Source organism: Acinetobacter sp. CAU_H_60 (assembly GCF_058599385.1).
Genome location: NZ_CM178653.1, coordinates 2,895,579 through 2,921,325, shown reverse-complemented (window position 1 = coordinate 2,921,325; position 25,747 = coordinate 2,895,579). Strand labels below are relative to the sequence as shown.

Here is a 25,747-nt window from a genome sequence, read left to right as displayed (position 1 = left end):
ACTTCCTCTTATTTCTTGATTTTTTGCGGACGCTGATAGTTTTCTTTGGCAAATTGCTTGGAACGTTCTACCGCTAAACTGTTCTCTGCCACATCACGGGTAATTGTTGAACCCGCTCCCACTGTCGCGCCATTACCGATCTGGACGGGTGCAACCAGAGAGCTGTTAGAACCAATAAAAGCATGATCCCCAATGATAGTCTTAAATTTGTTGGCACCGTCATAGTTGCAGGTAATCGTCCCTGCACCAATATTGGAACCGCTACCGACTTCAGCATCACCTAAGTAAGTGAAATGATTCGCCTTAGAACCTAGACCAATACTAGAATTTTTCACTTCAACAAAGTTACCAATATGGACTTCAGCTGCCAGTTTTGCCCCTGGCCGCAAGCGTGCAAATGGACCAATCTGTGCTTCTTCACCCACAATTGCCTGATCAAAGATGCTATATGGCTGAACTTTAGTACCCGCAGCAATCTTGGTATTTTTAATTACGCAGCCTGCACCGATTTCAACATTATCACCGAGTTCGCAATCACCTTCGATAATGACATTGATATCGATCCGCACATCTTTACCAACAGTGAGTTGACCACGTAAGTCAAAACGGCTTGGGTCAATCAGATGTACACCTTGCTGCATCAGCTGTTTAGCCTGATAAGCCTGGAACTGACGCTCTAAAGCAGCCAGTTGCACACGGTCATTGACGCCTTCCACTTCAAAAGCTAGCTCAGGTTCTACAGATGCAACACTCATACCATCTGCTAGTGCCATTGCCACGATATCAGTCAGGTAATATTCACCTTGGGCATTATCATTAGACAATTTTGGTAGCCATTCATGTAACTTGGTATTGCTGACCGCATAAATACCGGTATTAATTTCTTTAATTTGGCGCTGTTCTTCAGAAGCATCTTTATGTTCAACAATGGCTTGAATCTGACCATCTTTACGTACAATACGACCATAACCACTGGCATCTGCAAGCGTTAATGTTACTAGGCCAATGCCTTGCTCTTGAGTAGCATCGAGCAGATTCTGAAGCGTCTGCTGGCTAATACAAGGGACATCACCCGACAGGATTAGTGAAATACCATCTTTAGGCAAAACAGGTAGTGTCATTTGTACGGCATGACCGGTACCAAGCTGTTCAGCCTGTTCTACCCACTGGATATTCTGGTCTGCAAATGCGGACTGAACCTGCTCACCGCCATGACCATAAATAGTAATAATATTGTCTGCATTGAGTTTTTTTGCTGTGTCGACCACATGGCCGAGTAAAGGTCGTCCTGCAAGCGGTTGTAATACTTTTGGTAAGTTGGAACGCATACGGGTTCCTTTACCTGCAGCAAGAATAATCACAGTCGTAGACATGTTCTAATCCTAGATATGGCTTAAGCCATCGTAAAGTAAAAATAAATCCAAATACAAAGTGCTGCCCAGATACCAGCGATAATGTCATCCAGCATGATGCCAAAACCACCCCCAACCTGACGGTCAATGACCCGAATCGGCCAGGGTTTCCAGACATCAAATAATCGGAACAGGGCAAAGCCAATGAGTAGCCATAACCAGTTCATCTGAGCTAAATAGATCAGTGGCAAAAAGGTGATGGATTGTCCTGCAAACTCATCCCAGACAATGCGTCCATCATCATGCACACCCATGACCTTGGCAGTTTGGCCACAGATATATATGCCAATCAGGGACATGATGACAATGGCAAAAAGACTATTTACAAAACCTAAGTAGAGCCAGATGGGTACAAATAAAAGTGCAAAAGCTGAACCAAAAGTTCCAGGCGCTTTAGGCGCCAGACCAGAACCAAATCCTACCCCACTAAAGACAATGAGTCGGTTGATCCATGACATGCTTTTAAAATTGATCGCAGGTTTATGCAAAATGTTGATATCCGTTAAATTGAAGTGAATGATCTACGCCATCTTTTTCAAAAGTTAAACCGTGTTGCTGCTGAATGGAGCCAATTATACTAATCGAAACATCCAGCTGTTTTTGCAATAATTTTTCATAATTTTGCGGGTTTATTGTAAAGCATAACTCGTAGTCATCACCACCCGCGAGGGCGTATTGCCAACGCTGTTCATCATTTAATGCCTGCAGGGCAGGACTGATGGGTAAGTTTTCAAGCGCTAGCTTTGCACCTACACCTGATGCCTTAAGAATATGTCCTAAATCTTGTGCCAGACCGTCTGAAACATCAATCATGCTATTAGCTAGGCCTTTTAAGGCAGTACCCAACTGACAGCGTGGGGTTGGATAATCCAAACGTTTCTGTAATGGATGACCAAGATGATTTAAAGCAAAAGCAGCATCACCCACTGTACCGGATACACAAATCAGATCACCAGGCTTGGCACCTGAACGGGGTACAGCTTTACCAATCTCTACCCAACCAAGGGCAGTCACAGATAAGGTCAAATGAGGGCTTTGGGTGGTATCACCACCAATTAAACTCACACCAAATTGATCGCAGCAATCATAGAGACCCTGACTAAAGGCTTTTAGCCAGTCATGATCAATTTGGGGTAGGCTCAAGGCAAGTAAAATACTATGCGGGGTCGCGCCCATCGCAGCAATATCAGAAAGATTAACAGCGACAGATTTCCAGCCAATCGCATGAGGATCGGTGTCTAAAGGAAAATGACGTCCAGCAACGAGGGTGTCGGCACAGATGACTAGTTGTTGCTGTGGAGGAGGGGTGAGCAAGGCTGAGTCATCGCCAACGCCTAAATCGACAGAATTTTTATTCTGACGATTAAAATAGGTATCGATAATCGAAAACTCAGCCATACAACAATTCGACTAGATTAGTTGGCTTGCTGTTTTTCTGCTGCACGTAAAGTTGTCGCTAAACGGTCTAATACACCATTGATGTATTTATGGCTGTCTGCACCGCCAAAGTGTTTAGCTAACTCAATTGCTTCATCCAGAACGACACGATATGGAATCTCAAGATGTTCTTTGAGTTCATAGGCACCTAGGCGAAGTGTAGCGAGTTCTACACCATCAAGTGCAGAAAGTTCGCGATCCAGCACAGGGATAAGCAAAGCATCCAATGCTTCATGATTGGCAACCACTTGAGTCAACAATTCATGATAATAGCTGAGATCCACTTTGTGCATGGCATTGTCCACACGAGTACGTGCTTCAATCTCATGCACCGGATTGTGGCTCATCTGCCATTCATAAATTCCTTGTACAGCAAAGCGACGTGCTTTACGTTTTGCTGCATAAGTTGCTTGAAGTGTTTGCGACATAGCGTTAAATAGCCTTTAACAAGTTAACCATTTCAATAGCAGTCAAGGCAGCTTCACTACCTTTATTTCCTGCTTTTGTACCCGAGCGTTCAATCGCCTGTTCGATACTATCCGTAGTCAATACACCATTAATCACTGGTAAGCCAGTGTCCAGGCCAACCACGCCCAAACCTTTGGCACATTCACCAGCTACAAAATCGAAGTGAGGCGTGCTGCCACGAATCACAGCGCCCAGCGCGATGATGGCATCGAAACGATCTGAAGCTGCCAGTTTTTTCGCAACCACAGGAAGTTCCCAAGCACCAGGTGCATGAACAACAGTGATATTATCCTCTGATACGCCATGGCGTTTCAATGTATCAATGGCACCTTCTAACAGATGTTCAACAACAAAGCTATTAAAACGACCAACTAAAATCGCATAACGGTCTTCGTTCGCGAGATGCAACATACCTTCAATACGGCGAACTGCCATAGGAACCTCGATTATTTCTCTAATGTTTGTTGTGCGGTGATGTATTCCACCACTTCTAAGTTAAAGCCGGACAGGGCATTGAAACGTAATGGAGAGCTGAGCAGCTTCATTTTTTCCACGCCGAGGTCACGTAAAATTTGTGCGCCGACACCAATGGTCTGATACTGCTGGGAAAGTGCAGCATTGGATTTTACATTTTTGGGTGCGGTAAGTGCATCTAGGGCAGGGCCTAAGTCCTGTAAATGACGCTGGCCAATCCAGACCAGAACACCACGATCACTGTTTGAAATTTCTTTTAAGGCACGGTCCAGATTCCAGGCCGGTTCACCATCTTGCTTGTTCAGCTTTAATAGATCACGTGTCGGATTAAAGCCATGAACACGTACAGTCGTCACGCCATCTTTAGGCTGGCCTTTCACCAGTGCTAAATGAATGTCGGGGTTACCGATTTCACGGTAACGATAGAGATCAAACACACCGTATTCAGTATCTATAGTTTGCTGGTCAATACGCTCAACCGTTTGCTCATTGGTCATACGGTAATGAATCAGATCAGCAATAGTGCCAATTTTCAGGCCATGTTTTTCTGCGAAAATTTCAAGATCTGGACGACGTGCCATAGTGCCGTCTTCTTTGATGATTTCACAGATCACAGATGCAGGTTCCAGACCCGCAAGACGAGACAAGTCACAACCGGCTTCGGTATGACCAGCACGGTGCAATACGCCACCTGGCTGTGCCATCAATGGGAAGATATGACCAGGTTGTACGATGTCATTTGGTTTGGCATGTGCAGCCACCGCAGTTTGAATGGTATGCGCACGTTCAGCTGCAGAAATACCGGTAGTAATGCCGTTGGCTGCTTCAATTGAAAGGGTGAAGTTGGTTCCGTGCTGAGCACCGTTGGCATCCACCATCAAGGGTAGATTTAACTGCTGGCAACGTTCTTTGCTTAAAGTCAGGCAAACCAGACCACGCGCATGGGTGATCATAAAGTTGATGTCTTCAGGACGCACGTGGGTCGCAGCAATCACCAGATCGCCTTCATTCTCACGGTCTTCGTCATCCATCAGGATAACCATTTTTCCTGCACGGATATCTGCTACAAGCTCTTCAACTGTATTGAGCGGCATCAACCTTCACCTTCTTTTTTGATCTATACCAGACCGAATCATGACATTATTACTGCATAGTCTAACGCTTTTTAAGCAATTTTGCCTATGCTTATTGCTTTCCCTCAGGGGTTCATTGTTATACACAGTCTTGCGTAGCATGAAAAGTCGACTTTAAATGAAAGCACAGGCTTTATGCTGGATTTTTAAACGATCGGAAAGCATAAAAAATGACAAACTTATTTAAAATCAACATAACTATAAATAATCTGTTATTTTTTATGCAGTTTTATTTATTCGTTTAATACAGCCCCTAAAAATACGTATACCTCCCCCCATTCTTCCTTTTATGAATTTTTTACCAATCAGTTTAAAATTCTGTTTGAAATAATAAATGAATCAGGCGGACCGAAGTCCACCCGAATTCAGATCAGTTTAGAAGAAACCTGCTGGTTTGGTTGAATAACTCACTAACAGGTTTTTGGTTTGCTGATAATGATCCAGCATCATGCGATGGTTTTCACGGCCAATCCCGGATTTTTTATATCCCCCAAAGGCTGCATGAGCCGGGTAGATGTGATAGCAGTTGGTCCAGACCCGACCAGCCTGAATCGCGCGACCAGCGCGGTAAGAGGTATGTGCTGAACGTGACCAGACACCGGCACCGAGTCCATAAATCGTATCATTGGCAATTTTGATGGCTTCATCGAAGTCTTTAAAAGTCGTCACTGCCAATACCGGTCCAAAAATTTCTTCCTGAAAGGTGCGCATGTCATTGGAACCTTTAAAAATCGTTGGCTCGATATAAAAACCTTGTCCCACTTCCTGACGTTCATTGCCGCCTAACAAGATTTCTGCACCTTCTTCACGGCCAGTTGCAATACAGCCGAGAATCTTGTCTTGCTGCTCCTGAGAAGCCTGAGCACCGATCATGGTCTCGGTATCCAGGGGATGACCAGTCTTGATCTTTTTCACTCGCTCTACTGCAAGTTCCAGGAATTGGTCGGCAATACTTTCCTGAATCAGCGCACGTGATGGACAAGTACAGATTTCACCCTGATTCAGGGCAAACATGGTAAAGCCTTCTAGAGCTTTTTCCAGAAAATCATCTTTCTGATCCATGATGTCGGCAAAGAACAAGTTTGGTGATTTACCTCCAAGTTCTAAAGTCACAGGAATAATATTTTCAGTCGCATACTGCATAATCAACTGACCCACAGCGGTAGAACCGGTAAAGGCAATCTTGGCAATGCGTGGATTAGTCGCCAGTGGACGGCCGACTTCAACGCCGTAGCCATTTACGATATTTAACACCCCTTCAGGTAACAGATCCTGAATCAGTTCGACCAGCACCAAAATACTCACCGGTGTCTGTTCAGCGGGTTTCAGCACAATACAGTTTCCGGCTGCAAGGGCAGGTGCCAGTTTCCAGGCAGCCATCAGAATCGGGAAGTTCCACGGGATAATCTGACCCACGACGCCCAATGGCTCATGAAAATGGTAGGCAATGGTGTCTTCATCAATTTCCGAGATGCCGCCTTCCTGGGCGCGAATGCAGCCGGCAAAATAACGGAAATGATCAATGGCTAAAGGAATATCCGCTGCCAGGGTTTCTCGGATCGGCTTGCCATTATCCCAAGTCTCTGCAACTGCCAGCAGTTCAAGATTTTCCTCAAGTCGGTCGGCAATTTTTAATAAAATATTGGAACGGGTAGTAGGGGAGCTGTTATTCCATTGCTGTTTGGCGGCATGAGCCGCATCGAGCGCCAGTTCAATATCTTCCACTGAGGAGCGCGGAACTTTGGTAAAGGCTTTACCATCTACGGGCGAGACATTATCAAAATATTCACCTTTGACTGGTGGAACCCATTTGCCGCCAATAAAGTTTTCGTATTGGGATTTAAATTGCACTTTTGAACCGTCAGTATTGGGATCTGCATAACGCATAATTCTATTCCTTAATATGATTATTATTGATGAATGCCGAATCACTTCTGTCCTGCAAAAGCCTTCAGATTCAACATCTCAGCTCTACTATAGAGAGGGAAAAAAATCGCAGGATAAATACTTACAAGCTTGCTACAAAAGGCAACATTTGGATAAAAATAGAATTAATTATCTTTATAAATTTCAATATCTTATTTTTATAATGAAATGATTTTAATATGTGAAAAGCATTACTGATCAGCTTGATATTTTTATTTCATATCCAGGAAAAATAGGTAAATAAAATCATTGGAAAATAAGACAGGCAGAGCTTGCTACCTATCTTATTCATCTGGCTTATAGGGCTTTATTTTCCAGCCATTGAAATAGCTGCTGATAGACCTGCTCACGAACCGGTTTTTCTGAAAGAACCAGATCATGTACCCCATTTTGAATCGAACAGAGTTTCACATCGCCCTGGATTTTTTGCGCATGTTCAATCATGTCATGTACCTGAAGAATCACATCACTGGTTTGAGCATTACGGTTAAAACGTAAGGGATAAGTGGTTTTATGGGCATGCATCAGCAAAGTCGGAATATTTAAACGTACACCTTGATGAATTTCTTTTTGTGCTTCGTGAATGGCATGTACAAAACTCAGACGCACCCAGTGATAGCTGGGTTTTTTCCATTCCAGATCAAAATGCCATTCCCCCTGATAGCTGATATGCAGACTTGGCACATAATGACGGTTTAAGCGGCTAGGAAATAGCATTTCCGGAAAACGTTTTCCCAGACGGCTTAATTTAGGCACCAGAAATTTTTTCTCAAAAGGCGTCATATTAAAGTCATAAAAAGGACTATTGAGCCATAAGCCTTTAATTAAGGGATGATCCGGATGGTGTGCTGCATACAGGGTAGTAATCAGTCCGCCAGTAGAATGGCCACTGAGTAAAACCGTGTCATGGCCTTCCTGTCCAATAATTTCAAGAGCCTGGCTGATTTCTGCATCATATTCTGATAGATGATAGACATTATAAAGTTTCTGATGGGACAGATAGGATCGGCCGTATTTACGTAAATCCAGTGCATAAAAATCAAAACCTTGCTGATTAAAACGCTCTGCCATTTCAGTCTGGAAAAAATAATCAATAAAGCCGTGAATATAGAGGATAGCTTTAGAGGTGGGCTGGTCTGCCTTTTTGCGGACTAAAGTGGCAACTACTGTACCTTCAGTATCTGGCGGGAATTCTAAAGTGGCCTGTTCATAACCTTCACCCAGAATGTCAGGTTGATATTCAAGGCTGGAAAGCGGATGGGACATATTGTTCTACTCATGATTATTTTTATTCGCTTATCCTTGTGGATTGGCTTGCATTTGTCAAATCCTGCTGTCTGACCCATTCGAGATCAGTAGCACCATGCAGAGAATAGTCAAATATAAAATCTCAGGTCATTGGCAGCCTGATTGACTAAATAAAAAAATAATAAAAAACCCCGGCATCCTGCCGGGGTTTTTCGTATTGGTTGGCTCGGTATAACTCCTGTCGTACCTTACAATCCTTGTGCTTATCTATTGTCATTGTTATATGGAACTTCCTGTTCCTGATGTAAGTATCATAGGAAAATTCCACTATCCGGGATAGCCGCAAAGAACCGGAATCGATGTAAGTCTATGCGTACAAGTCTGACTAAAAATTATCCGTATTTTTCTGTAGAAGTGAAAGTTTATTCTGAATCATGCGCTTCGATAAACTAGCCGATTATGGCTATTTTGCTTGTTTTTAAGACAAATTTTTTATTTTAATGCAGTTAGAATACACTGATCGATGAGGGGATAAAAATGAAATCTATTGCAGTCTTTTGTGGTTCAGCTATGGGGAATAGCGAAAATTTTAAAGAGCAGGCCCAAGCTTTGGGTGAGTCTATTGCGAAACGGGGAATCACACTTGTTTATGGTGGCGGCCGAGCTGGACTGATGGGTGTTGTGGCTGATAGCGCTTTAAATGCTGGTGGAACAGTCATTGGAGTGATTCCACAAAATCTGGTCGATGCAGAATTGGCCCATCCGCTGTTAACAGAGCTGCATGTGGTGAAAAATATGCATGAACGTAAAACAAAAATGTCTGATCTGGCGGATGCGTTTATTGCCTTGCCGGGTGGAGTGGGGACTTTAGAAGAAATTTTTGAGCAGTTAACCTGGGGGCAGTTGGGCCTTCATCAGAAACCTTGTGCATTTTTAAATATCCATGGATTTTATGATGAATTGCTAAATTTTTTGATGAAAACGACTGAGGCTGGATTTACCCAGTCACGTTTTACCAATGCCTTGATCTCCTCAAGTTCAATTGAGGAAGTACTGGATGCTTTGGAGCATTACCATGCGCCTGAACCGAAATGGAATAAAAGCGTAAAGGCAGTAGAATCAGTATGAGTAATAAAGTGATTACGATTGCTGCGGCTATCATTCTCAATGAACAGAATCAGATTTTGTTGGTTCGTAAAAAAGATACCGATTTCTTTATGCATGTGGGCGGAAAGCTGGAACCCAATGAATTGCCTGAAGCTGCACTTTCTAGGGAAGTTCTGGAAGAAACAGGCTGTGAGATGGAAATACTGTCTTATATTGGCAAATATGAAACCGTGGCTGCGAACGAATTGAATCATTCGCTGGTCAGTTATTTGTATCAGGTTAAGTTAAAAAGTCAGCCACAGGTTCAGGCTGAACTTGCGGAAATGCAATGGGTTGATCTCAATCATCCAGACTTGCCTTTAGCCCCTTTAACTCGGGATATTTCAATTCCATGGTGTAAGCAACTATTGGGAATCTAATGGGATCTCAAAAAATTTTAATCTATAGATATGAAATTTAACCAGATTGTCATATTAGAGCGTTAATATTGATGTTTACAAAAGCCCATTTCCCCTCAAATGGGCTTTTTTTATGGTTTTTTATCATTAATTGCTTGGATGAATTAGATGCTTAAACCTGTATGAAGTGCAATCCTTTTAGCAGGAGTTCCCTAAAAAGATAAATCGAACCAGAGTTCTAGAGATTCAAGATTTAAAGAAAATTTTCTTAATTTGAGAAAAAAGCAGGGTTAGTCAGAATATTTAGTCATTGAGAACGACAATAAAAAAAGCCCCAATCTTTCGATCAGGGCTTTTTGAATCTGGAGCGGGAAACGAGACTCGAACTCGCGACCCCAACCTTGGCAAGGTTGTGCTCTACCAACTGAGCTATTCCCGCAGGGTCGATCGATTTTTTACTTTAAAAAATGAACAAAAAAGAATTTGGAGCGGGAAACGAGACTCGAACTCGCGACCCCAACCTTGGCAAGGTTGTGCTCTACCAACTGAGCTATTCCCGCATGCCGTGTATAATACAGCATGCAAAAACAGGGTCAATAACTTTATGAAAAATCTTGTGTCGATTGCATAAAATAAAAGCAATATTCTCTGTGCTTCCAGACAATTAGACAAAATTTATGCAAAATTTAATGAAATCTCGGCACAATCAAATAATTGCAGACATTTCTTGCACCGAAATAGCGGATAGAACAGGGTATACTGGACCCATATCTTGAATCGGAGTCAGGCCATGAGCTTAGAACAACAACTGAAAGACCGTTTGGCACAATTGTCACCTACTTACCTAGAAGTCGTGAATGAATCTTCGGGTCATGGTGGATATTTTCCGGGTAAGGAATCGCATTTTAAGGCGGTGATTGTCAGTGAAGCCTTTGCCGGCCTGCGTGCGGTACAACGCCATCAAAAGGTCTATGCTGCGGCAGGTGATTTGCTGTCTAAAGATAAAATTCATGCCTTGGCAATTCATGCTTTCTTGCCTGAAGAGTGGACAGGACAGGATACATCTAGTCCGGAATGTGCACATGCACCAAAAAACTAAGAGGACTTTATGGATACCCAGCTTTTAGTCAAGATTATTCATATGTCTGCGGCAGGACTGGCCATTGTGGCCATTCTTGCACGTGCTATTACCCTGTTTATGGGTACACAGGGCAATCAACCGAATCCAAAAGCACGTGTATTTCTGGTCGCTTTGCAGCACCTGGTCATTAGCGTGATTGCCTTAACTGGGATTATTGCCCTGTTTTTAAAGAATTTTGATGTACAGCCTTGGTTTTATGCCAAAATCATTTTATTCCTGGTGCTAATTTCATCCCTGGGCAAAGCCTATAAAAAAGATGATTCAATCCTGTTGGTACAACGCCGTGCTGGCTTATTTATTGCTGTGGTTTCACTTATTGCGATTATGGTATTGGTCATGATCAAGCCGAATTTTGGCTAAATTATTCATCAGTCAATGAAGTAAAACATACTGATCATTAGAAAAATAAAGAGGGGTGTTTATGCATACTCGTGTGGTATTCAATCAGAAAGGTGGGGTAGGGAAATCGAGTATTGCAGTCAATCTGGCTGCAATCAGTGCGCATCAGGGGCTTAAAACCCTGTTGATCGATCTTGATCCGCAGGCAAACTCCAGCCAGTATTTACTAGGAGATGATGCAACCTATTCGAGTGACAAGCCGGCGTTGGAGCCGAATATTGAAAACTATTTTGAAGATGTATTGGGGAACCAGCAGAGCAAAAGTTTAATTGGTAATGCGATTGGCTCCATTCTCAAGACCCGGGCTAAAGGGCTGGAAAGTTATCTGCATCAATCACCTTTTAAAAATCTGGATGTCATTCCGGCCAGTCCGAGTTTGGGCACATTGGCCCATGCACTGGAATCCAAGCATAAGATTTATAAGCTGCGCGATGCCTTGCAACCACTAGCTGAGCATTATGACCGGGTGTTTATCGATACTCCGCCGGCATTTAATTTCTTTACGCTCTCAGCCCTGATTGCTGCAGACCGTGTTCTGATTCCGTTTGACTGTGATGTGTTTTCTAAGCGAGCCTTACAAACTCTGATTGAGAATGTCATCGAAACTCAGGATGATCATAATGAGCGTCTGGAAATTGAAGGCATCGTGGTCAACCAGTTTCAAGCTCAGGCAAAACTGCCGCGCGAAGTGGTACAGCAACTGAAAGATGAAGGTCTTCCGGTGCTAAACAGCATGTTGCCGCCGTCGGTGCTGATGAAAGAGTCGCATCAAAAAAATCAGCCATTAATTCACTTGGCAACTGATCATAAATTGACTCAGGCCTATCAATCATTGTTCAATGAGATAGAGCAGCATTAAGATCGAGTTAACTATGAAACTTGTGAAAATAAGCCTGGCGATCAGCATACTTAGCTTGCTGAGTGCCTGTGCAACGACGGTCAAACCAACCTATGTTTCACCCACCCATTATCAGACCCTCAACTGTCAGCAGCTTCAGGGTGAATACAATCGTATTCAGCAATATCTGGATAATGGTGTTGAGCCGCCTAAACGTACAGGTGTCGGCGTAGGGGTAGGCGTCGGTGGTGGCTGGGGCAGCCGCGGCGGATGGGGCATTGGTCCGAGTGTATCAGTGAATATGGGACAGTCTTCCAATACCAAACGTACTGAAACGGCACGTCTACTGGGTGAACAGGAAGCTATTGTACAAGCTGCAAAATTTAAAGCTTGCCCAATTGTTGTCCGTCAAAATACCAATAAATAGCCCTCTAAACATCAAAAAAATGCTGACTTTACGTCGGCATTTTTTCTATCTTAAAAATGATTGGTCAAGTGATAGAGTTCACAGTATTCACCAGAAAAATGACCGATGCGCATAAAATTTTGAAAGATCTCGTCTTGTGATCAGAACACGAGATTGGTTAAGGTAATCACCTTGTCTGATATGTTTAACCACCATGATTGAAAACTGGCTCTTTGTTTTTGCAACAATAGCAGTGCTGATGATCCCTGGACCTGCCAATGCATTGGTGGCCAGTTCTGCCTATCAGCAGGGAACAGCCAAAACCAGTCTGTATATTCCCGTCATTCTGGTGGGGTATTTATATGCGATCAATGGGTGGGCTCTGCTGGTTCATCTGTTTTCACCAATCTGGCCGAGTTTTCAGGAACTGGTGCATGTGCTGAGTGCAATCGGTGTGGGCTGGATGACCTTCCATTTATTCAAGGCGCGGCAACTGGAACAATATAATCAGAGTCATCCTCAGATCCGTCCCTGGCAGATGTTTAAGGGAACCCTAAAAAATCCCAAAGCAGCGCTTCTGGCGACCGGAATATTGCCGCTGTCTACTTGGGAAAGTCCGAGTAACTTTGTTCTGGTCTTTGCCATTTTTACTGGGATTGCCTTGCTGGTTGCGTTGTTCTGGATGATCTTTGGACAAGCGATTCTGGCGGGAGAGTCGGCAAAAAGAAAAGCCGACCTGATTTATAAAGGGTCGGCTCTGTTTTTACTGCTTTGTCTGGTGCCCTTGTTGATTAATTGGCTGGAGTAAATGTTCACTCAACAGCGCTAGGCTTCTAGGCAATTTTATTTTTCTTGAGTTTCTGCTGAATAAAGCCAATTACACCTGGCATGACACTTAAAATAATGATGCCGAAAATCAGATGAGTGAAATTATCTTTGACGATTGGCATATTGCCGAACAGATAACCCAAAATCACAAATGAACTGATCCAGAGAAAGCCACCGATCATATTGTAGGTCAGGAAATATTTATAATTCATACTTCCCGCACCGGCAACAAAAGGTGCAAAGGTACGTGCGAAAGGAATGAAACGGGCAAAAATAATGGTTTTACCGCCGTGTTTCACAAAGAACTGCTGGGTAGCAAGCAAATGCTTTTTATTAATAAAACGTGATTCAATCTCAAATACACGTGGCCCAATATATTTACCAATATGATAATTCAGGGTGTCGCCCAGCACTGCCGCAGTGAACAGTAGCGGAATCAGTACCCATGGATCCATTGCACCCGTTGAAGCCGCCAGCGCACCTGATGCAAATAGCAGACTGTCTCCCGGCAGGAACGGCATCACCACCAGTCCCGTTTCAACAAAAATAATCAGGAAAAGAATGCCATAAATCCAGATGCCGTAATTGGTAATGAATTCGAGCAGGTGATCATCAACGTGGAGGATAAAATCAAGCAGTTCCATAGGGAAAAAACAAGCGAAAAGGTGATCAAATCCTAACAGTCTGCGGCATGAAAGTCAGTACCGAAAAGGAAAATAATTGCCCGCTCATCCCTGAGGGGTGAATTAAAAATTTATCTTACAAATTGGCGATGAATTCCTACGAAAACCGGCTCAGCATGAAAACGTCATTAAAATAAAAATCAAAAGGTGGCTCCCATTTTCAATCCTAAACGCTATCAAATGAAGACAGTGATAGAGATAGATGAAATAAACTTTCAATAGCCACTTAACTGGCCGATCCTAAAATATTCAAATCCAAATAGCGTAAATACGCTGAATTCCGTGGAGAGAAGGGAGGACTCTTCTACTGAATCAAAAGCTTTATTCTATTTAAAAAAATAAACTGCTTAATTATTATGCTGATGGGAATAGTGTGCTTAAACCTAATAAAAATGCTAGAATACGGCGCTTATCTTTCGTTTGCCTTTCATAGTTGTTTGTCATGACTACCAATACTCAAATTACTGAAGATCGTATCCTGATTCTGGATTTCGGTTCTCAATATAGTCAGCTCATCGCACGTCGTGTCCGTGAAGCTGGTGTATATTCTGAAATGTATGCCTATGACATGTCTGAAGAAGACATTCGCGCATTTAATCCAAACGGTATCATCTTGTCTGGTGGACCTGAAAGTGTTCACCTGGAAGGCAGCCCGCGTGCGCCGCAAGTGGTATTTGAGTTAGGTGTACCTGTACTGGGTATCTGTTATGGCTTGCAAACCATGTGTGAACAACTTGGCGGTAAAGTTGAGCCAGGTACTGTACATGAGTTCGGTTATGCAGAAGTGGATATCGTGGTACGTGACCAGCTGATTGGTCAGCTGCAAGACCGTGAAAACCAGCTGCATGTCTGGATGAGTCATGGTGACAAGGTTGCACGCATTCCAGAAGGCTTCCAGGTGACTGCAAGCACATCAAGCTGCCCGATTGCCATGGTGTCTGATGAAACTCGCCGTTTCTATGGGATCCAGTTCCACCCTGAAGTAACCCATACTTCGAAAGGTGCAGAATTACTGTCTAACTTCGTACACCAGATTTGTGGGTGTCGTGGTCTGTGGACACCAGAACATATTATTGACCTGCGTGTAGAACAGCTTCGTGCACAGATTGGCAATGAAAAAGTATTGTTAGGTCTTTCAGGTGGTGTCGATTCATCGGTTGTAGCGGCACTTCTACACAAGGCAATTGGCGATCAGTTGACTTGTGTATTTGTAGACAACGGTCTGCTTCGTTTGAACGAAGGCGATCAAGTGATGCAGATGTTTGCAGACAACATGGGGATCCGCGTGATCCGCGCTGATGCTGAAGACCGTTTCCTTTCTGCATTGGCTGGCGAAGTTGATCCAGAGAAAAAACGTAAAATCATCGGTCGTGAATTCATCGAAGTCTTCGCTGAAGAAGCGCGTAAGCTCGATGGCGTAACCTTCCTTGCACAAGGTACGATTTATCCAGACGTGATTGAATCTGCTGCCAGCAAACAAGGCAAGGCACATGTCATCAAGTCACACCATAACGTAGGTGGCTTACCAGAAGACTTGGCATTTGACTTGGTTGAACCATTACGTGACCTGTTTAAAGATGAAGTACGTAAATTGGGTACAACTCTAGGCTTGCCACATAGCATGATCTACCGTCATCCGTTCCCAGGTCCAGGCCTTGGTGTTCGTATCTTAGGTGAAGTGAAAAAAGAATATGCAGATATTCTTCGTCTTGCTGATGACATCTTCATGCAAGAGCTTCGCGCAAGCGGTTGGTACGACAAAACTGCTCAAGCCTTTGCCGTATTCCAACCAGTGAAATCTGTGGGTGTGGTCGGTGATGGCCGTCGTTATGCATGGGTGATCGCACTTCGTGCAGTTGAAACCATCGACTTCATGACAGCTCGTTTTGCACATCTCCCATATGACTTGGTTGACCGTATTTCTACACGTATCATGAACGAAACTGCTGAAGTTTCTCGTGTGGTGTATGACGTTTCATCTAAGCCACCAGCAACAATTGAATGGGAGTAATTTTCTAACGAAAATTACTTATCAAAAGAGCGCTTCGGCGCCACTGCTGTCCCATAGTTTACTTTAAATAAAAAAACCTGAGTCCTAACAGTTAAAATATGAGTGCAAACAAACACTTTAACGACCAGGATTCAGGTTTTGTCACATCAGAATACCGTATTTCATGAGCTAATTAAACCTGTTGTGCGACAGGATTTTGAACAACTTGCTAAAGTACACCATGTTGGACAGAAATTTAGAGCAGCTTCCCGGTGGGATCAGTTTATTGCCATATTGATGTCTCAATTCTCTTGTAGGCAAAGTCTGAGAGATATTCAATCCAATTTGGAGTGCCAACAGGAAAAGCTAAGTCATCTCGGAGCAAAGTCTATTCCCCGAAGCACGCTGGCACGAATCAATGAGCAGCAGCCTGCTGCCTTGTATCAACAGCTATTTTACAAGTTGCTTAAATACTATGAACACTCAAAAGTCGCTCATAAATTTCGCTTTAAGAATCCCTTGTATTCCTTGGATGCCAGTCATATTGACCTGTCGCTTTCCTTATGTGAATGGGCCAAAGTTCACGACTCAAAAGCCAGCATGAAACTCAGTATAGGATTGAATCACAGCAATGATATTCCTGAGTTTGTTGCAGTTGAAAATGGCAAAGAAAATGACATGGTACAAGGCCGCAAATTCCAGTTTCCTGCTGGCAGCATTGTAGTTTTTGATAAAGGCTATGTCGATTACCAATGGTATGCAAATCTGACTGCTCAAAACATTGGATTTGTCACACGTTTTAGGCCTAAATCTGTGTATCAGGTGATCCAGCAACATCCAGTGCTTGAATCCAAAGGTATTCTAAAAGATGAAACCATTCAGCTGAATAGCGCACATGCCCTAAAAAGAAAAGCCCCAGTGTTAAGAAGAATTGAATATAGAGATCAGCAAAGTGGCAAGCACTTTAGCTTTCTCAGCAATAACTTTCATTTAGCCGCCTCCACCATTGCGGCGATTTATAAAGATCGTTGGAAAGTTGAGCTGTTCTTTAAGGCGATTAAGCAGAATCTCAAATTAAAAGCGTTTCTAGGCCGCAGCAGGAACGCAATTCAGACACAAATCTGGATTGCGATGATCGCCTATTTATTGGTGAGTTTCGCTCAACATTTAGGAAAAACAGGTTGGACAGTTCAACGTTTACTCAGAATAATTCAAGTGAATTTGTTTGAAAGAAGAACTTTAAAAGCTTTATTTTCACCCGATAAAATACCCATAAAACAAGAGGAAGCTCATTTGAGCTTCCTCTTGTGAAAAATTGTGGGACAGCAATGGCTTCGGCGCTCTTTTTTTATTATCTTTCAAATGAATTTAAGCCGGTTTAACCTGCCAGTTTTGAAGCTCTCCAAGCAAGCTCTGATCCAGTTCAGGGTCATAACATTCCACTCTGTTCCGACCATTGGCTTTAGCCTGATACAGGGCAATATCAGCCTGTTTAATCAGCGCCATTAAATCCGTTTCACTGCTTTCCAGAATGGCCGCACCAATTAAAACGGTGAAATCAAGACGATGCCCATGTTCCAGATTGACCACAATATTTTCGATTTTGTGTCTTAAACATTCGGCAATTTTTAACGCATCATCCAATCCAGTGAAGTTTCAGGCAGGCATGCGATAAATTCTTCACCTTCATACCGTGCCAGCACATCATGGCGCCGCATTTCATTACGTGTGGTCTGCGCAATCATCTGGAGTACCTGATCTCCAACATCATGCCCATAACGGTCATTGATCTGCTTAAAATGATCGACAAAGACCAGCAAACTGATTGGAGCAGGCTGTTTAAGATTCTTTCGGATCAGCTGTTGCACCAGATATTTAAAACAGCGTCTATTATTCAGGCCTGGCAGCGAGTCAGTATGGGCGAGATTTTCAAAGGTCTGACGGTGATATTCATTCAGGGTGTGTTGCAGGAATACCAAACGGGATTTTAGTGTAGAGTTCCAGCTGATATATAAACTGAAAGTCAAAACCGGCATATAGATCAGGGAAAACAAGAACATCTGGTACAGGTTAGCTTGGGTATTGAAATACACACCGATATAAATCACCAGTGTAATCAGACCGGAATTAATCAGGCTAGGCCAGAAGCGGATCTGTACACATAAATTGGCCAGGACAATAAATACCAGTGAAGCATATTGATAAATGAGCGTATGCGGACTTTCAGACTGGTTTAGATTAAAAAACCAGATTGCACTTGCTCCGATAATCGAGGTCGGCAACAGCAGGTCAAATACAGGCAAATTCCGGTAAAAATGATACATCCAGATGGTTATCAGCACGATCACCAAGGTATAGCCTAGTTTGGTCAGAATGAGCAAATTCATAATGTCATTCAGTACCAGAATATCGGCAAGGGTGTAGGAGGCATATGCCACCTGTGCAAATAGGTTTACCTACAACAAATATTTTAGAGTGAGCTGTTTCTGATGCCTAAAGTAGGCAGGTTTTAAAGACCCAGGAATACGAACAAGAGGATCGTGAAGGGCATCCTGAAGCAGGAGGCGAGCTTCTTCTTCATATTTATCTGGCATATCGCCTTCCCACATTAAATCCAAAGAAATGAATAAGATGAATATTTATATTTGTATGAAAAATATTCTATTCTTTTAGAAATTATTTGAAAAGCATCACAAACAGATTTAGGCCTAATTCTTAAATTCTTGTCTAATAATCTTGATTTTGCTATCAGGTTACAAAGCAGACCAAGACTGTTTCGCTTTATGATGAGCGCCAGACTGCTCCTGTTTATTTAACGGTTTAAATACATTCCAGGGATTTGGAGAGAGCGGTTTAGTCGGTTGCAGCATATTAGGATGATAGACCCTAATCCGGTTTCTTCCCGCTTTCTTAGCTTCATAAAGCGCAATATCTGCATGCTTAATCAGGTCTTCAAGCTCCTGTTGCGGAGATTCAAGTTCAGCAATACCGATAGAAATCGTGAACTGGATTTTCTGGTCAGAATTGATGTACATCACCTGCTTTTGAATCGAGCAGCGAATCCGTTCTGCAATCATCAGGCAATCCTGTAGCTGGGTATCTTCCAGCAAGGCAATAAATTCTTCTCCACCAAAACGTGCCAGTACATCACTAGAACGCATTTCTTTACGGGTAATTTCAGCAATCAGTTGTAGCACCCGGTCACCCACATCATGACCATAGTTGTCATTGATTTTCTTGAAATAATCGACATCAAACATCAATAGGCAGGTGCTGGCAGGCTTTGGCCATTGATGGATTGAACGTTCCGCCATATCCACAAAATGACGACGATTAAATAACTGCGTCAGATCATCAGTATGAGCAAGATTTTTTAAGGTTTGATAGTTCCATTCATCCAGCAAAGTGCGTAAAAAAGAGCGCCGTATGTTGATGATATTATTCCAGTTGATATAAATACTAAACGCCCAGAGAGGCGTGAAAACAACGGCGAAAATAAAGGCCTGCGATAGACTCATGAGATGGGTTACCCCAATCATGATAAACAGGGCGATAAAAATAGAACAATACAGCGCACCCTTAAACTCGGTCTGTACACAGAGATTGGTAATTAAAACAAAGATCGCAGAGGCATAGATATAAGTTGACACATGCGGGCTACTCGACAGCAGGAGCAGGCCAATCCAGGTCGCTGCAGCCACAGTCGTGCCCACAGGCAAAATCATGTCCAGAACCCGGATATTCTTTTGATGCTTAAACAGGTAATAGCAGCAAAACATGACAGCAATGACCAGTGATACCCGGATCAGGCCAGACAGGAAAAACATATCAGGAATAATAAAAATATCGGCAAAGAAATACAGCAAAAAGGCGATCTGCGCCATGTAATTAATCTGGCGAAGATTTTGATGACGATGCACATAAAGATAATTATAAAAGTACTGCTGGAATTGCGCAGGAATAGGTGCACCGCGATGTACAAGCGCATCTTCAATTAACTGGCGATTTTGCAGATCACATTCGGCCAACTTTAATGATCTATCCGTGGTCGAGTTTTGAAAAGACATATTCGCCGTTGAATATATATTTTCATTCGAGGATGACATGTCCTGATCCAATCTTATTTTTATTGGGCCCTATTATGGACCAAATGAATAAAAAATAATCTCCCTAGAATCAGGGGGTAGCACGATTTTTAAAAAGAAAACGTAACAAAATTTTTGTTTTTTAAATATGAAGCTAGACGGATCACATTTTTATAGACTGCTGATTTTAAAAGTTTATATAAATAAAAATGAGCGTTTCACGTGAAACATGAGCATGATGAATAAGTTGATTTAAACGAGATAATGCTGGTTACTTGAATGATTATATGATTCATCACCAAGATCTTGATTACAGGATTTGAAAGACTGAAGCCTTTAAGTATTTGAACTGTTCTGATGAGTAGCACATTTTATACGTATCGAAATATTTCCAAAGATAGATTTTGCGGGTAGACGCGGTACATTGTTGTATGAGGTAGACATCTTGTGATGATCAGGGAAAGATGTCTTGATGCAGCATACAGCCAGAATGAACTTGCCGAGGTCAGCTCAACCATGTCGAATAATAATGATATTGAACTGTCAAATTCAGATGATTGTGAAAAGTATATCAATCAGTTCATACAGGAAGTTCCTTTACGGCGTGCAGAAATCGGGCAGGGAACTGTCATTAAACGCGCCTTGCCGAGTCGGCATAAACGCATGATTGGCGCCTGGTGTTTTCTGGATCATGCCGGTCCTACTCAGTTTCCTCAGGGAGATGGTCTGGATATCGGACCGCATCCGCATATTGGCCTGCAAACTTTTACCTGGATGATTGAAGGCACCATGATGCACAGTGACAGTCTGGGTAACCGGCAATTGATCCGGCCGAAACAGGTTAATCTGATGACTTCAGGCTATGGCATTTCGCATACAGAGGTTTCACCGGAAACTGAAACCAAGATGCATGCAGCACAGCTCTGGATCGCCCTGCCTGATGACAAGATCAATATGGCTCCCGCGTTTGATCATTATCCGGAATTACCTGTGATCGAAGAACAAGGCATTCAATGTACGGTCCTAGTCGGGGAATTCCTAAATACACAATCCCCGGTTAAAGTGCATACCGAACTTTTGGGTGTGGATCTGTTTGCTGCTGAAAGTACCCGTGCCCATTTGAGTTTAGATCCAAGATTTGAATATGGCTTTATGGCCCTTGAGGGTCTGGCAAGTATTAATGGGCATGAACTGACCGAAGATAATATGGTGATTCTTGAGCCTGGATTACAGCATGTGGATGTTGAAATTCATGCGCGTGGACGAGTTTTGCTGATTGGTGGAGAGCCGTTTGAAAGCCCTATTTTATTGTGGTGGAATCTGGTTGGTCGTGATGTGGAAGAACTGAAGCTGGCCCGTGAACAGTGGATGATGGGGCACCCGCGTTTTGGCACCATTCCAAGCTATGATGGGCCGCGCATGGAAGCACCGGCATTTCCAGAACATATGCGTGTTTCTCGATAAATCTTTCATATAACTATAAGAACAAAGGATCAGTATGGCCCGTATCGCAATTGCCAAAATACAGAGCTTAACCATACCGTGGCAGGGAGAAATCAGTCATGGTCAACATCATTATCTGACCGATAAACCTGAATCCTTCGGCGGGCAGGATGCAGGTCCTGCACCTTATGATCTGCTTTTAGGCAGTCTGATCTCTTGCACCATGATTACGTTGCGCATGTATGCCAAGCATAAGGACATTGAACTGGGCGACTTTCAGGTTGAAGCAGAATTCTTTGCCAATAAAGAAGGACAGGAATGGATTGAACGACGCTTAAGTTTCGATATTGCTCATGATTCGGCTTTGCAGCAGAAAATTCTGGAGATTTGTGCCAAAACCCCAGTGACCAAAACCCTGTTACGCAGTCTGGAGATCCGCACTAACCTGATTTAAGCTAAAAGAGGGTACGCTATATCCGGTAGGGAAAATGTAAGTAGACTGATAAACTCTTTAGTTAGAGCCAGACTTTTTGCTATGCTCACGCAGTAATAACAATAAAATCATGAGTCTAATATGCGTGTTTTACATCATCTCGAACAATCAAGATCATTTCGAATCGTGTGGGCCTTGGAAGAGCTGGAACTTGATTATGAGATCAAGTATTACAAACGCCTGCCTAACTATTCTGCTCCGCCTGCTTTGAAACAGGTTCATCCTCTGGGTAAAGCCCCGATTCTGGAAGATCAGAATCTGGTACTGGCTGAGTCTGCCGCCATTCTGGAGTATCTCCAAGAAACCTATGATTCGACCTATCAGTTTCAGCCGATCAGTGCCGAGAACAAGGCGCAATACCGCTACTGGATGCATTATGCAGAAGGGTCTTTGATGCCTTTACTGGTGATGCAACTGGTGATGACCAAAGTTCCTGAGCAAGTGCCATTTCTGGTACGTCCGGTTGCTAAAACAATTTGTGAAGGGGTGAAGAAGCAGTTTGTGCAAAGCCGTTTAAAAGACCATATCCAGTTTCTGGAAGATCATTTAAGCCAGCATGAATATTTTGCCGGTCGTTTCAGTTTTGCTGATATCCAGATGAGCTTTCCGCTTGAAGCCATGCAAAGCCGTACCGGTAAAAGCTATCCGGCGATTCAAGCCTATCTGGAACGGATCTCGCATCGAGCGGCTTATTTCCGGGCCTTATCCAAAGAGCAGGCATTAAAGTCTTAAAGCCTTCGCTAAAAAAGAAAAGGTGCGACTTGCACCTTTTTTTATTTTTGCATCAGTCTGGGAAACTGAGGCGTTCTTTAGGGAAAATCACCTTAAAGGTGGAGCCCTGATTTTCACGGGAATCAATTTCGAGCTGGGCCTGATGTTGCATCAGTACATGCTTCACAATCGCCAGTCCCAAACCTGTACCACCAGTACGGCGACTACGGTCAGAATCAACCCGGTAAAAACGTTCAGTCAAGCGAGGTAAGTGTTTAGGATCAATGCCAATTCCAGTATCTTCTACGACAAAATAGGCCGATTCACCATCATCATGCCAGCCCATGGTGACGGTTCCACCTTTAGGCGTGTACTTGATGGCATTGGTAATCAGGTTACTGAAGGCACTGGCAATTTCCATATCTGAGCCAATCAGGTCACAGTGACTGTCAATATCCAGATTTAGGGTATGGCCATAATCCACGTTATAGGCTTGCGCATCATCAAACAGCTGGTTCATCAGATTCGGCATATCAATAATCTGGTTCTTGGCAATATTCTTGTCATTTTCCAGACGGGATAGCAGCAACAGGTCATTCACCAGTGCATTCATGCGACGGGTCTGGGATTGCATCTGGTCAAAGGCGCGTTTCCAGCGTGGGCTAATATCTTCCTGATTGGTAAAGGTTTCGATATAGCCGCTGAGCACGGTCAAAGGTGTACGCAGCTCATGCGAAATATTATCGACAAAGTCCTTACGCATCTGTTCCAGATTGTGCATCCGGGTCACATCATAGGCGACCAGTAAACGGCTTTCACCGCCAAAGCGGGTCATTTTAATCTGTACGTAATGATCTTCGAATATCGAAGACTTCATTTTAAGGCCATCGGGCGCATCATCAATATGATGATAGTAGTCAATAAAACTCGGTTGGCGTAACAAGGTCAGGATATTACGGCGACGGTCATCACTCGAGATTCCGAGCAGACGTTCGGCCGCTGGATTCCACCATTCAATCTGCTGGTTTTCATCAAGTAGTACCACGGCTTCTTGCAAGGCCACCAGCGAAGACTGGGCACGATCAATCAATTCGACCATTTCCGCTTGAACAATCCGTTCCTGACGTTGGGCGCGATAAACATTGAAAAGTAGCGCACCCCATATCCCACCAATATTCGGTGGAACATCATAAGGACGATTAGAAATCCATTCATTGACCAGGTAGAGTGAACGCAACTGTGTGCCAAAGAAGGCAACAAAGGCCAGAACAATACAGATCCAGAAATAACCGATGCCTAGACCAATACAACTGGCAATCACCAGGAAGAGAAGAAGGAGACGTAAATCTTGCTTGGCAAAATCCCATAAGCTGCTGTAACGGAGTCTTTTGTGCTCATGTGACAGTTCGGGAACAGGATAGGGCTCATACATAAAACAAGATTTACCTAAAATAATTAACCGAGTGCAACATCGGCACGGGTCGAGAAACGGTAACCGGTGCCACGTACAGTTTGTACATAGCGGTCAGCGCCATAAGGTTCCAGCACTTTACGCAAACGGCGGATATGCACATCGATGGTCCGGTCTTCAATATAGACGTTACCGCCCCAAACCTGATCCAGCAATTGCGCACGGGTATAGGCACGTTCCGGATGGGTCATAAAGAATGCCAGTAAACGGTATTCAGTGGGTCCCATTTCCAGAATGTTGTTGCCAAAATTGACCCGCTGGCTGACCGGATCCAGAATCAGGCCATTGGCATCAATGGTTTTTTCACCACTCAGGGCATTGGCACGGCGCAATACCGCCTTAATCCGGGAAACCAGTTCCCGGGTCGAGAACGGTTTGGTCATGTAGTCATCGGCACCGGCATCCAGACCTTGTACCTTGTGGTCTTCTTCACCGCGTGCTGTCAGCATGATCACCGGGATTTCAGACAGGCTTTCATCACGTTTCAGACGACGACACAGGTCCACACCGCTGACACCACCCGGCATCATCCAGTCCAGCAAAATCAATGCTGGACGCTGGTCCACAATCATTTGATGAGCCTGCTTGGCATCTTCTGCCTGTAAGCACTGAAAACCGGCCATATCCAGAGAGGTATGGATCATTTCCCGAATCGGGAGCTCGTCATCGACGATTAATATGTAGTCATCTTTCACAACGCAATACCCTATTTCATGTAAACGGTGAACCGTTTTATATTTATGACAGGCTTATTACAAAGACTAATTATGACAGTATCATTGCAGAAAGGGAAAAACTGCTGAAATTCGAAAAGATTTGTGACAAATATAGCGCAGAAACTTGTTAAAAAATCATAAATTAATTTTACTCATTTCCGCAGTACAGCATAAATATTCAACTGACTGGTAAATGCAGAAAAGCCTATTAAGCACAGGATTTAACAGCTATTTTTTCTCTGAAAATGACTCGAGCAGCGCCAAAAAAACCACACTACAAGACGATAAAACTTCCTCAAGCGAATGCTTAAAACCGCTCATCACCCAACGAATGGCAATTTGGGTGACATAACCATTTAAACCGGTCGACACCAGTGAAATTTCCTGCTCACTGCGATTTAACTGCGGCATCATCAACATGACAAAGGCGTGAATCATGCGGTCGAAACGTGACATGGTTTCATGAATGGTGGCCTGATTATGCAGTTCCTGCACCAGCATGGCATCGATATAAATGATCCGTGCCATACGTGGATTGTCACGCAAGGTCGTCAGCAAGGCAGTCAGACCGGCTTCGATCATTTTCTTTGGATCAGAAGAAGCCTGCATCATCGCCTGCATGACATTTTGCTGTAACTGGTCAATCAGCTTGAGGAAAATAGTCTGGAACAGATGTTCGCTTTTCTTAAAGGATTCATAAAAATAACGTTCAGTCAGTTTGGCTTCGTTACAGATATCCTTTACTGTGACTGAAAAGAAACCATGACGACCATAAGCCTCGATCCCGGCCTCAATCAGCTTTTCACGACGTGCCTGCTGACGCTCAGCCATAGAAAGTCCTTTAAACTGGCGTTCTTTACTTTTACTTGCTAGTTTTTGTCCTGAATTTACTGCATCCGTCATAAAGACCATAGACTCATGTGCTTGAGATTTTAAGTAT

At 43.4% G+C, this 25,747-nt stretch carries 25 protein-coding genes, 2 tRNA genes and 1 pseudogene; 12 read left to right on the top strand and 16 right to left on the bottom strand.

Annotated features, from left to right (window positions below; all coding sequences use genetic code 11):
• Positions 1-8: 8 nt before the first annotated feature.
• From glmU to AC4MBN_RS13905, 8 genes are all read right to left on the bottom strand, one after another.
• The gene (gene glmU / locus AC4MBN_RS13940; protein WP_491880388.1) at positions 9-1,373 is read right to left on the bottom strand and encodes a bifunctional UDP-N-acetylglucosamine diphosphorylase/glucosamine-1-phosphate N-acetyltransferase GlmU; all 1,365 of its coding nucleotides are present in this window, start codon (positions 1,371-1,373) and stop codon (positions 9-11) included.
• Between the two features lie 20 nt (positions 1,374-1,393).
• Positions 1,394-1,870: a phosphatidylglycerophosphatase A family protein gene (locus AC4MBN_RS13935; RefSeq protein WP_491880968.1), complete on the bottom strand. Its 477-nt coding sequence runs from the start codon at positions 1,868-1,870 to the stop codon at positions 1,394-1,396.
• A gap of 22 nt (positions 1,871-1,892) precedes the next feature.
• Positions 1,893-2,810: a thiamine-phosphate kinase gene (gene thiL, locus AC4MBN_RS13930; protein ID WP_491880387.1), complete on the bottom strand. Its 918-nt coding sequence runs from the start codon at positions 2,808-2,810 to the stop codon at positions 1,893-1,895.
• Positions 2,811-2,827: 17 nt separating this feature from the next.
• On the bottom strand, positions 2,828-3,277 hold the full coding sequence (gene nusB, locus AC4MBN_RS13925; RefSeq protein ID WP_005233270.1) for a transcription antitermination factor NusB: 450 nt from the start codon (positions 3,275-3,277) through the stop codon (positions 2,828-2,830).
• A gap of 4 nt (positions 3,278-3,281) precedes the next feature.
• Entirely contained in the window at positions 3,282-3,752 is a 471-nt protein-coding gene (gene ribH, locus AC4MBN_RS13920; RefSeq protein WP_004280926.1) for a 6,7-dimethyl-8-ribityllumazine synthase, read from the bottom strand.
• 11 nt (positions 3,753-3,763) lie between these two features.
• On the bottom strand, positions 3,764-4,885 hold the full coding sequence (gene ribBA / locus AC4MBN_RS13915; RefSeq protein WP_491880386.1) for a bifunctional 3,4-dihydroxy-2-butanone-4-phosphate synthase/GTP cyclohydrolase II: 1,122 nt from the start codon (positions 4,883-4,885) through the stop codon (positions 3,764-3,766).
• Positions 4,886-5,299: 414 nt separating this feature from the next.
• A complete protein-coding gene (exaC, locus tag AC4MBN_RS13910) occupies positions 5,300-6,811 on the bottom strand; it encodes an acetaldehyde dehydrogenase ExaC (protein WP_166135102.1) in 1,512 nt (503 codons plus the stop codon).
• Between the two features lie 336 nt (positions 6,812-7,147).
• Positions 7,148-8,116: an alpha/beta hydrolase gene (locus tag AC4MBN_RS13905; RefSeq protein ID WP_419365042.1), complete on the bottom strand. Its 969-nt coding sequence runs from the start codon at positions 8,114-8,116 to the stop codon at positions 7,148-7,150.
• 519 nt (positions 8,117-8,635) lie between these two features.
• Between AC4MBN_RS13905 and AC4MBN_RS13900 the strand changes: the two genes are divergently transcribed.
• Positions 8,636-9,226: an LOG family protein gene (locus AC4MBN_RS13900; RefSeq protein ID WP_491880385.1), complete on the top strand. Its 591-nt coding sequence runs from the start codon at positions 8,636-8,638 to the stop codon at positions 9,224-9,226.
• Positions 9,223-9,624: an NUDIX hydrolase gene (locus AC4MBN_RS13895; protein ID WP_034170792.1), complete on the top strand. Its 402-nt coding sequence runs from the start codon at positions 9,223-9,225 to the stop codon at positions 9,622-9,624. The genes AC4MBN_RS13900 and AC4MBN_RS13895 overlap by 4 nt, the downstream gene beginning before the upstream one ends.
• A gap of 342 nt (positions 9,625-9,966) precedes the next feature.
• Here AC4MBN_RS13895 and AC4MBN_RS13890 read toward each other — a convergent pair.
• Together AC4MBN_RS13890 and AC4MBN_RS13885 are read right to left on the bottom strand one after the other, a co-directional pair.
• Positions 9,967-10,042: transfer RNA gene (locus AC4MBN_RS13890), tRNA-Gly, on the bottom strand.
• A 45-nt stretch (positions 10,043-10,087) separates the two neighbouring features.
• Positions 10,088-10,163: transfer RNA gene (locus AC4MBN_RS13885), tRNA-Gly, on the bottom strand.
• 230 nt (positions 10,164-10,393) lie between these two features.
• Here AC4MBN_RS13885 and AC4MBN_RS13880 point away from each other — a divergent pair.
• From AC4MBN_RS13880 to AC4MBN_RS13860, 5 genes are all read left to right on the top strand, one after another.
• Complete coding sequence (locus tag AC4MBN_RS13880) at positions 10,394-10,702, top strand: BolA family protein (RefSeq protein WP_004780643.1); 309 nt, start codon at positions 10,394-10,396, stop codon at positions 10,700-10,702.
• A 9-nt stretch (positions 10,703-10,711) separates the two neighbouring features.
• Positions 10,712-11,104, top strand: coding sequence for a SirB2 family protein (locus tag AC4MBN_RS13875; protein WP_005233322.1), 393 nt, complete (start codon positions 10,712-10,714; stop codon positions 11,102-11,104).
• A 61-nt stretch (positions 11,105-11,165) separates the two neighbouring features.
• The gene (locus AC4MBN_RS13870; RefSeq protein WP_034704678.1) at positions 11,166-12,002 is read left to right on the top strand and encodes a ParA family protein; all 837 of its coding nucleotides are present in this window, start codon (positions 11,166-11,168) and stop codon (positions 12,000-12,002) included.
• 13 nt (positions 12,003-12,015) lie between these two features.
• Positions 12,016-12,408 (top strand): hypothetical protein, encoded by a 393-nt coding sequence (locus AC4MBN_RS13865; protein WP_004780647.1) that lies wholly within the window; start codon positions 12,016-12,018, stop codon positions 12,406-12,408.
• A 193-nt stretch (positions 12,409-12,601) separates the two neighbouring features.
• Positions 12,602-13,195 carry a hypothetical protein gene (locus AC4MBN_RS13860; protein WP_005233326.1) on the top strand — a complete coding sequence of 198 codons (594 nt, stop codon included), beginning with the start codon at positions 12,602-12,604 and terminating at the stop codon, positions 13,193-13,195.
• Positions 13,196-13,220: 25 nt separating this feature from the next.
• Here the strand turns inward: AC4MBN_RS13860 and AC4MBN_RS13855 are convergent, their stop codons facing one another.
• Positions 13,221-13,859 carry a DedA family protein gene (locus AC4MBN_RS13855; protein ID WP_034704672.1) on the bottom strand — a complete coding sequence of 213 codons (639 nt, stop codon included), beginning with the start codon at positions 13,857-13,859 and terminating at the stop codon, positions 13,221-13,223.
• A 481-nt stretch (positions 13,860-14,340) separates the two neighbouring features.
• Here AC4MBN_RS13855 and guaA point away from each other — a divergent pair, with 481 nt between their 5' ends.
• Both guaA and AC4MBN_RS13845 read left to right on the top strand, forming a co-directional pair.
• On the top strand, positions 14,341-15,909 hold the full coding sequence (gene guaA / locus AC4MBN_RS13850) for a glutamine-hydrolyzing GMP synthase (protein WP_491880384.1): 1,569 nt from the start codon (positions 14,341-14,343) through the stop codon (positions 15,907-15,909).
• 138 nt (positions 15,910-16,047) lie between these two features.
• Positions 16,048-17,199: an IS4-like element ISAbe18 family transposase gene (locus tag AC4MBN_RS13845; RefSeq protein WP_058951619.1), complete on the top strand. Its 1,152-nt coding sequence runs from the start codon at positions 16,048-16,050 to the stop codon at positions 17,197-17,199.
• 57 nt (positions 17,200-17,256) lie between these two features.
• On the opposite strand, the pseudogene AC4MBN_RS13840 reads toward AC4MBN_RS13845, so the two are convergent.
• Both AC4MBN_RS13840 and AC4MBN_RS13835 read right to left on the bottom strand, forming a co-directional pair.
• A pseudogene (locus AC4MBN_RS13840) lies at positions 17,257-18,482 on the bottom strand (GGDEF domain-containing protein).
• A gap of 159 nt (positions 18,483-18,641) precedes the next feature.
• Positions 18,642-19,994, bottom strand: coding sequence for a GGDEF domain-containing protein (locus AC4MBN_RS13835; RefSeq protein ID WP_419365029.1), 1,353 nt, complete (start codon positions 19,992-19,994; stop codon positions 18,642-18,644).
• Between the two features lie 495 nt (positions 19,995-20,489).
• Here AC4MBN_RS13835 and AC4MBN_RS13830 point away from each other — a divergent pair, with 495 nt between their 5' ends.
• From AC4MBN_RS13830 to AC4MBN_RS13820, 3 genes are all read left to right on the top strand, one after another.
• The gene (locus tag AC4MBN_RS13830; protein ID WP_419365160.1) at positions 20,490-21,437 is read left to right on the top strand and encodes a pirin family protein; all 948 of its coding nucleotides are present in this window, start codon (positions 20,490-20,492) and stop codon (positions 21,435-21,437) included.
• A 34-nt stretch (positions 21,438-21,471) separates the two neighbouring features.
• Positions 21,472-21,870 carry an OsmC family protein gene (locus tag AC4MBN_RS13825; protein ID WP_419365027.1) on the top strand — a complete coding sequence of 133 codons (399 nt, stop codon included), beginning with the start codon at positions 21,472-21,474 and terminating at the stop codon, positions 21,868-21,870.
• A 120-nt stretch (positions 21,871-21,990) separates the two neighbouring features.
• The gene (locus AC4MBN_RS13820) at positions 21,991-22,641 is read left to right on the top strand and encodes a glutathione S-transferase (RefSeq protein ID WP_491880383.1); all 651 of its coding nucleotides are present in this window, start codon (positions 21,991-21,993) and stop codon (positions 22,639-22,641) included.
• A gap of 52 nt (positions 22,642-22,693) precedes the next feature.
• On the opposite strand, the gene phoR is transcribed toward AC4MBN_RS13820, so the two are convergent.
• The 3 genes from phoR to AC4MBN_RS13805 all read right to left on the bottom strand — a co-directional run bounded on the left by phoR (position 22,694) and on the right by AC4MBN_RS13805 (position 25,710).
• Positions 22,694-24,052 carry a phosphate regulon sensor histidine kinase PhoR gene (gene phoR, locus AC4MBN_RS13815; RefSeq protein ID WP_491880382.1) on the bottom strand — a complete coding sequence of 453 codons (1,359 nt, stop codon included), beginning with the start codon at positions 24,050-24,052 and terminating at the stop codon, positions 22,694-22,696.
• Positions 24,053-24,075: 23 nt separating this feature from the next.
• Positions 24,076-24,786: a phosphate regulon transcriptional regulator PhoB gene (phoB, locus tag AC4MBN_RS13810; RefSeq protein WP_419365021.1), complete on the bottom strand. Its 711-nt coding sequence runs from the start codon at positions 24,784-24,786 to the stop codon at positions 24,076-24,078.
• A gap of 249 nt (positions 24,787-25,035) precedes the next feature.
• A complete protein-coding gene (locus tag AC4MBN_RS13805) occupies positions 25,036-25,710 on the bottom strand; it encodes a TetR/AcrR family transcriptional regulator (protein ID WP_419365019.1) in 675 nt (224 codons plus the stop codon).
• Positions 25,711-25,747: the final 37 nt, after the last annotated feature.

Coding starts and splice junctions, on each gene's coding strand:
- glmU (WP_491880388.1), bottom strand. CDS start 1,373: ATGTCTACGACTGTGATTATTCTTGCTGCAGGTAAAGGAACCCGTATG.
- AC4MBN_RS13935 (WP_491880968.1), bottom strand. CDS start 1,870: ATGTCATGGATCAACCGACTCATTGTCTTTAGTGGGGTAGGATTTGGT.
- thiL (WP_491880387.1), bottom strand. CDS start 2,810: ATGGCTGAGTTTTCGATTATCGATACCTATTTTAATCGTCAGAATAAA.
- nusB (WP_005233270.1), bottom strand. CDS start 3,277: ATGTCGCAAACACTTCAAGCAACTTATGCAGCAAAACGTAAAGCACGT.
- ribH (WP_004280926.1), bottom strand. CDS start 3,752: ATGGCAGTTCGCCGTATTGAAGGTATGTTGCATCTCGCGAACGAAGAC.
- ribBA (WP_491880386.1), bottom strand. CDS start 4,885: ATGCCGCTCAATACAGTTGAAGAGCTTGTAGCAGATATCCGTGCAGGA.
- exaC (WP_166135102.1), bottom strand. CDS start 6,811: ATGCGTTATGCAGATCCCAATACTGACGGTTCAAAAGTGCAATTTAAA.
- AC4MBN_RS13905 (WP_419365042.1), bottom strand. CDS start 8,116: ATGTCCCATCCGCTTTCCAGCCTTGAATATCAACCTGACATTCTGGGT.
- AC4MBN_RS13900 (WP_491880385.1), top strand. CDS start 8,636: ATGAAATCTATTGCAGTCTTTTGTGGTTCAGCTATGGGGAATAGCGAA.
- AC4MBN_RS13895 (WP_034170792.1), top strand. CDS start 9,223: ATGAGTAATAAAGTGATTACGATTGCTGCGGCTATCATTCTCAATGAA.
- AC4MBN_RS13880 (WP_004780643.1), top strand. CDS start 10,394: ATGAGCTTAGAACAACAACTGAAAGACCGTTTGGCACAATTGTCACCT.
- AC4MBN_RS13875 (WP_005233322.1), top strand. CDS start 10,712: ATGGATACCCAGCTTTTAGTCAAGATTATTCATATGTCTGCGGCAGGA.
- AC4MBN_RS13870 (WP_034704678.1), top strand. CDS start 11,166: ATGCATACTCGTGTGGTATTCAATCAGAAAGGTGGGGTAGGGAAATCG.
- AC4MBN_RS13865 (WP_004780647.1), top strand. CDS start 12,016: ATGAAACTTGTGAAAATAAGCCTGGCGATCAGCATACTTAGCTTGCTG.
- AC4MBN_RS13860 (WP_005233326.1), top strand. CDS start 12,602: ATGATTGAAAACTGGCTCTTTGTTTTTGCAACAATAGCAGTGCTGATG.
- AC4MBN_RS13855 (WP_034704672.1), bottom strand. CDS start 13,859: ATGGAACTGCTTGATTTTATCCTCCACGTTGATGATCACCTGCTCGAA.
- guaA (WP_491880384.1), top strand. CDS start 14,341: ATGACTACCAATACTCAAATTACTGAAGATCGTATCCTGATTCTGGAT.
- AC4MBN_RS13835 (WP_419365029.1), bottom strand. CDS start 19,994: ATGTCATCCTCGAATGAAAATATATATTCAACGGCGAATATGTCTTTT.
- AC4MBN_RS13830 (WP_419365160.1), top strand. CDS start 20,490: ATGTCGAATAATAATGATATTGAACTGTCAAATTCAGATGATTGTGAA.
- AC4MBN_RS13825 (WP_419365027.1), top strand. CDS start 21,472: ATGGCCCGTATCGCAATTGCCAAAATACAGAGCTTAACCATACCGTGG.
- AC4MBN_RS13820 (WP_491880383.1), top strand. CDS start 21,991: ATGCGTGTTTTACATCATCTCGAACAATCAAGATCATTTCGAATCGTG.
- phoR (WP_491880382.1), bottom strand. CDS start 24,052: ATGTATGAGCCCTATCCTGTTCCCGAACTGTCACATGAGCACAAAAGA.
- AC4MBN_RS13805 (WP_419365019.1), bottom strand. CDS start 25,710: ATGACGGATGCAGTAAATTCAGGACAAAAACTAGCAAGTAAAAGTAAA.